The sequence below is a fragment of the Vibrio splendidus 12E03 genome, from assembly GCF_000272105.2.
Lineage (GTDB): Bacteria > Pseudomonadota > Gammaproteobacteria > Enterobacterales > Vibrionaceae > Vibrio > Vibrio splendidus_I.
In genome coordinates, this window is sequence record NZ_AJZD02000313.1 from 86309 (window position 1) to 92930 (window position 6622).

A 6622-nucleotide genomic window follows, 5' to 3' on the forward strand; every position below is an offset into this window, starting at 1 on the left:
GACACTCGAATCCCGTATCTGCTTTTAAGACAAAAAAATAGGCGCTCAATGAGCGCCTATTTTGTTTAGATTCGATAGTTTGAATTAGATATCAGCTACATCAAACTCAACAGCTGGGTTAACCTCAGCTTCGTAATCAACACCTTCAACACCGAAACCGAATAGCTTCAAGAACTCTTCTTTGTACTCTACGTAGTCAGTCAGTTCTTTTAGGTTCTCAGTTGTGATTTGAGGCCATAGGTTACGACAGTGATCTTGAATGTCTTCACGAAGTTCTAAGTCATCTAGACGTAGACGGTTCACTTCATCCACTTCTGCTGCGCTGCCATCTTCTTTGTATAGACGTTGGCTGAACATACGGAAGATCTGTTCCATACAGCCTTCGTGAATACCTTCTTCACGCATCTTCTTGAACACCATAGCGATGTAAAGAGGCATTACAGGGATTGCAGAACTTGCTTGAGTCACTACAGACTTAAGAACAGCAACGTTTGCAGTACCGCCAGTTTGGCCTAGTTTCTCGTTAAGCGCTGACGCTGCACGGTCTAGATCCATCTTAGCTTTACCTAGCGCGCCATCCCAGTAGATTGGCCACGTTAGTTCAGTACCGATGTAGCTGTAAGCAACAGTTTTACAACCGTCAGCTAGAACACCCGCTTCAGATAGAGCGTTGATCCAAAGTTCCCAATCTTCACCGCCCATTACTGTAACAGTGTCTTTGATCTCTTCTTCAGATGCAGGCTCAACACTTGCTTCGATGATCATGTCTTTGTTGGTATCAACAGCCGTTGATGTGTACGTTTCACCGATAGGTTTTAGAGCTGAACGAATCACTTCGCCAGTCTCTGGCATTTTACGCACTGGAGACGCCAGTGAGTACACAACCATATCGATTTGGCCTAGATCTTCTTTGATCAGGTCAATCGTTTTCTGTTTCGCTTCGTTAGAGAAAGCATCGCCGTTCAGGCTTTTTGAATACAGGCCTTCTTCTTTAGCTAGCTTGTCGAACGCTGCTGAGTTGTAAAAACCAGCTGTGCCCGGCTTTTTCTCAGTACCGGCTTTCTCGAAGAAAACACCGATAGTTGAAGCGCCGCCACCAAATGCAGCCGCAATACGTGAAGACAAGCCGTAGCCACTTGAAGAGCCAACAACTAGTACACGTTTAGGTGCGTTTGCGATTGGGCCTTGAGCTTTTGTGTAAGCAATTTGTTCTTTTACATTAGCTTCACAACCGACTGGATGTGTTGTAGTACAGATGAATCCGCGAATTCGAGGTTTGATGATCATATTCAACTTCCTTAAAAAATCAGGTTAAGGATAAAAGTTTCGTACGCAAATGGCATCTAATTTCTGTAAAAATGTGGTGAAAATGCAAGTGGTTGGAGCACTCAGCTGATATTTGCTGACTAAGTCACCATTTGTTAACGCATCTATTGCGACTTCTACGACAAAAACAAAAAAGGCACCTAATTAGGTGCCTTTTATCGTTTCTTTATCTAAGCAACGCTATTTAGCTTAGGTTTTAACTCTTTTCGCGTCAAAGTTTCACTAAAGTCATGACTGAAGTGGTCAACTTGAATCGCAGCGTAACGCAGTTTATCGGCAGCCACAATTTGGTCGACTTCTTCTTGCGTTAGCACATCAGCAGCAAGTGCTTGAGCAAGTTTGTCTTGCAGTAAGCCTTTACGAGCCACTTTGCCCTCTTTCACTGCTTTGAAGATCTTACGCTCTAACGGCTTGATGCTGTACATCGCATTGAACGCGTTCTCCATCAGGCCAACACTGTCCTCTTCTTCCTTGCCGATGTAGCAAAGGTGAGTCAGACGTTCGCGGTGTGCGCCCGGAGTCATCAAGCTTTCTGCTAGTTGCACTGTTAGGTTATCACTTGGTTTTTCGAAGTGGTTACCGACAGGGAAAACTAGACCTTTAAGTACTTTACCTACCATCTTGTTCGGGAAGTTTCTGTACGCTTCTTGTAGTGACTTAGCCGCATTGTGGAAACAGTGTTGAACCGCGTAGTGCACGTAGTCCAGGTCAGCTTGTTGACGACCTTCGTCTTCATACTTCTTAAGCGCAGCAGACGCCATGTATAGGTAACTTAGACCATCGCCTAAACGTGCTGAGATAAGCTCTTTACGTTTCAGTTCGCCACCTAGCGTTAGCATTGCGAAGTCCGCACTTACAGCAAGCGCACGGCTTAGACGAGTTAAGTCTTGGTAGTAAGGCTTAGTTGGACCGCTCATGTCGGCTTTAATGAACTTAGAGCCAGTTAGTGCTGCGCCAAGCGCGCCAAACGTGTTCTTAGTTGCGTGAGAGATATGCTTGAACAGCAAGTTATCAAAGTCTTTAGCACCTTGCTTCTCGTCTGGATTTGCTGCCGCTTCCATTTCGCTCAACACGTATGGATGACAACGTGTCGCACCTTGACCAAAGATCATCAGGTTACGAGTCAGTATGTTCGCACCTTCTACTGTGATAGCAACTGGAATACCTAGATAAGGCGCAGCCAAGTAGTTCATTGGACCATCTTGAATTGCACGACCAGAGTGAATATCCATTGAATCATTCAGGATAGTACGTGCCATCTCTGTCATATGATATTTCGCGATAGCCGTGACGATACCCGGCTTCTCTTTCATATCAAGTGAAGTAGTTGTCAGTGTACGAGTCGCTTCTAGTAGATACGTTAAGCCACCAATACGGCCTAAACTCTCTGCAACACCTTCAAACTTACCAATCGACATACCAAACTGCTTACGAACATACGCGTATGCGCCAGTTGTTCTTGCAGTTAGGTGGCCCATTGCTGTACCCAGTGCGGGTAGTGAAATACCACGACCTGCAGACAGACATTCCACCAGCATACGCCAGCCTTTACCTGCGTAATCTGCGCCACCGATTAGCCATTCCATAGGGATAAACACATCGTGACCGCGTGTTGGACCATTCATGAATGCAAGACCAAGTGGGTCATGACGTTCACCAATTACAACACCTTCGTGATCTGCTGGGATAAGCGCACAAGTGATGCCAATGTCTTCTTTATCACCCAGTAGCTTTTCTGGATCGTGCAGTTTGAAAGCCAGACCAAGTACTGTCGCTACTGGTGCTAGCGTAATATAGCGTTTGTTCCAGTTAAGCTTGATGCCTAGTGTCTCTTTACCTTCGTGCATGCCCATACAAACTGTACCTACATCAGGGATACCACCCGCATCAGAACCTGCTTCAGGGCCTGTTAGTGCGAAACATGGGATATCTGTACCGTCAGCAAGACGAGGCAGCCAGTAGTCTTTTTGATCTTGCGTTCCGTAGTGAGAAAGCAGCTCACCAGGACCAAGAGAGTTTGGAACCATTACCGAAACCGCAGTACTGATACTGCGAGTCGCAATCTTAGTTACGATAGTTGAGTTGGCGTGTGCTGAGAATTCACGACCGCCGTACTCTTTCGCAATAATAAGAGAAAAGAAACGCTCTTTACGTAAGAAGTTCCACACTTCTTCAGGAAGGTCTCGATCTTCTTTTACAATTTGGTGGTCATCAAGCATAGCCAGCAAAGTTCCAAGCTCATTATCCATGAACGATTGCTCTTCTGCTGTCAGCTGAGGTTTAGGGTATTGGTGCAGCTTAGTGAAATCTGGTTTGCCAGAAAACAGCTCTCCGTCCCACCACACGCTACCCGCTTCCATCGCTTCTTTCTCGGTGCTAGATAGTGGTGGTAGTACTTTTTTAAAGAGTTTAAAAGCTGGGTCACTTACCCATTTTTGTCTTAGAGAGCTCATAGTTCAGATCCTTTTGTTCACTATATTGGTTGTGAATGTTTCGCTTTTTATTGTTTTATTCTTCTGCTGACATGCCAGCGGCTAAATATGGAATAAGAATATCGACCACTGCCTTAGCATCTATCTTTCTGTCATAGTCATTCTCTGCAATTTCTACCAGAGCCTGACTTGATGCCATGGTGAATACACAAGTCCCTAGGGTGAAGTGTAATCGCCAAAATAACTGTTCTTGAGTGAGGTTCGGATTCGCCTTCATTACTGACGTTGTAAACAAAGAAAGTACTTCGCTATAACGGGTAGTAATGAACCAACGCAAGTGTCCTTGCACATCTGTATAGCCTCTGCCGATAAGTAACATGAACCGGCTTGTACCATTTGGCCTAACATCATTAAGTGCTCTTAGTGGCTGTCTCAACGACTCAAACACGTCACTCATAGAATACGTTTCGTTCAAGTTTAAGTTCACTAATGCATCTTGCAGTGCTGGCATAAATGCTTCTAAGTAACGATTGAGTACCGCACGAACCAGAGTCTTCTTATCGCCAAAGTGATAGTTCACTGAAGCTAAGTTGACATTCGCTTTACTCGTAATCGTGCGTAAAGAGGTGTCATTAAAACCGTGCTCAGCAAATAAGCCTTCAGCCACATCTAAGATTTTGTCTTTGGTTGTACTTCTTGGTGCCATTTCAATCACTCGTATTAAACAACTGTTTGAAATATACGCTTAGTACATTTATTTAACAAGCAAGCAACATCACATTTTCACAAATTGGTCGTACCAGTTAATAAAACTCAGCACTAACCGATTGAATCGCTGTGTGTTTACAAAAAAAGAAAAAAATAATGAATTTTCTTGGAACTGAAATGGAAATGGTGGGTCATAAATTATATAGAAAACAGCGTATTTAGAAGTTTAACAGGCCGTCAAACTTGTTCTTCTCACTGCTTTCTTAATTACTGCATTTTCCTTATTAACTCCTATACTTGTATCCGCCCAAACCACGTTGGTTTGGGCTTTTTTTTGTGTGTTGTTCCGATACCTTTTCTTTAGCGGGTACTCGACACAAAAAAGCCCCCGAAATCGAGGGCTTTTCTTACGTTAAACGTTAGAACCTTTCACATTATCTAATTAAGCAGCATCATTTTTTATCAGCTCTCCCAGCACGGCTAGGTCATTACCTAGGTCAACCGAACCACCTAGTTCAGTCGCAATCCCCTCAACAACGATAGTTTGGACATCATCCCCTCCATTGATTGGAATGGACAACGCGATATCTTCTCCGTCGACAGAGACCTCAATCGCATCAAGTAGCTCGGCCATTTGAGTCTCATCTTGAGGGTCTTCGACCAAATCATTGAGGTCAATCAGATCCCCAGAACCACCTGTATAAAGCTCGAAATCTTTAATAATATCAGTACCGTTGTCGAGCGCAGAGTCTAGCCAAGTGAAAATGTTGTTTCCGCTATCTCCAATCAGCAGATCGTTGCCTGACTCCGCATACAAAGGTTCATTACTCGCAGCACTAATAACGTTATATTGCTGCGGTTCTTCGATATCTATGGTGACCGTCTCTAACGTGCTTTCTGCACCATTAGAGTCGACCGCGACATAATCAAACTGCGGGTCTTCGGTTACTGCCTCGTTACCTTGGACATAGCGTAACTCCCAACTGCCCCCTGTCGATGACAGCTCCATCCCAACAATCGGATTGTCTGGTGAAGAATAACTAAAATCATACAGAATTTGGCTATTCCCCGTATCTCCTGGATCTTTTTGATATTGCTCCGTCTGAGTCGTGCCATCAGCAAAGGTATAGAGCACTTCAACATAAACATTGCTATCAGTGTTAAATGAACCACCCAACCCATCTAAACCAAAGTCAACAACCTCTAATGGATTATTAGTAAAGTCGAGGACCAAGGTCTCCTGTTTGTTCATGCCTCTACCGTCTGTATCACCGATACCAAAGCCGACATGAGGTTGCTCACCTTGATACTGTTTCAACGGTTTATTATTGTTATCTTCGATCGTTAATGTAATCGTATTACCGTTATCTAGCGTAATAAGTCTCTCTGTTGGTGAAACTTCCACACCCCAATTATAGAAACCATCAACAAGCTCTGGCATATCCTCAGGATCGCCACTAAAGCCCATTTCAAACATTTCTCCAGGCCCGGCAACGAAGCTGATATTGTTCGGAACAAACAACTCACCGTTATCAACATCAGACTGTACAATTTCTCTCGTGACGCCATTTTCGTCGGTATACAAGAGGCTGCCGTTGGTTGGCAAACTTTCGATTCGAATATTAAGTGGAATGTCGTCATGGTCATCTTCTATATCTGAGATGTAATCAGGCATGCCGCCATCTTCAGAATCGAAGAGAATAGGTATAATCGCGTCCTCATCATTAACGACCGTAAAGCTGGTCGCTTCAGGTGCGTCATTGACACCATTGATTGTTATCTCGATAACATGCTCTACACCATCGATCGCGGTTACCACATATCTTTCAATAACCGTGTCATCATCATTCAAGTATTGAACCGCATCGTTATCAACGACATAACTCCATGCGCCCTCTGGAGTAATCGTTAAAATACCCAAAGCAAGTGCATAAGTAGACCCAATAGGGGTAAACACACCATTAGGTTTAAAGGCGGGCATGTCACTCGTGTCGACATCAGTAATCGTTAAAGTACCTGACACTGAAAGTTCGTTAGTATCAGGATCGACATTAACATCTTCCGTCACCTCACCCAGGTCAGAATCACCTTCACCAACGGTAATCTCAGATGGATCATCGGCACCATTGATGGTGATGGTCACTTCGCTTGTGGTT

4 protein-coding genes are annotated in these 6622 nt (G+C 44.2%); all 4 read right to left on the reverse strand.

Annotated features, from left to right (window positions below; genetic code table 11):
• Positions 1 to 84 precede the first annotated feature (84 nt).
• A complete protein-coding gene (fabV, locus tag A142_RS20160; protein WP_029405477.1) occupies positions 85 to 1287 on the reverse strand; it encodes an enoyl-ACP reductase FabV in 1203 nt (400 codons plus the stop codon).
• Positions 1288 to 1496: 209 nt separating this feature from the next.
• A complete protein-coding gene (locus tag A142_RS20165) occupies positions 1497 to 3779 on the reverse strand; it encodes an acyl-CoA dehydrogenase (protein ID WP_019822620.1) in 2283 nt (760 codons plus the stop codon).
• Positions 3780 to 3834: 55 nt separating this feature from the next.
• A complete protein-coding gene (locus A142_RS20170) occupies positions 3835 to 4464 on the reverse strand; it encodes a TetR/AcrR family transcriptional regulator (RefSeq protein ID WP_017065403.1) in 630 nt (209 codons plus the stop codon).
• Positions 4465 to 4908: 444 nt separating this feature from the next.
• Positions 4909 to 6622, reverse strand: a 1714-nt coding sequence (locus A142_RS20175; protein ID WP_019822623.1) for a VCBS domain-containing protein, incomplete at its 5' end; no start/stop codon positions are given.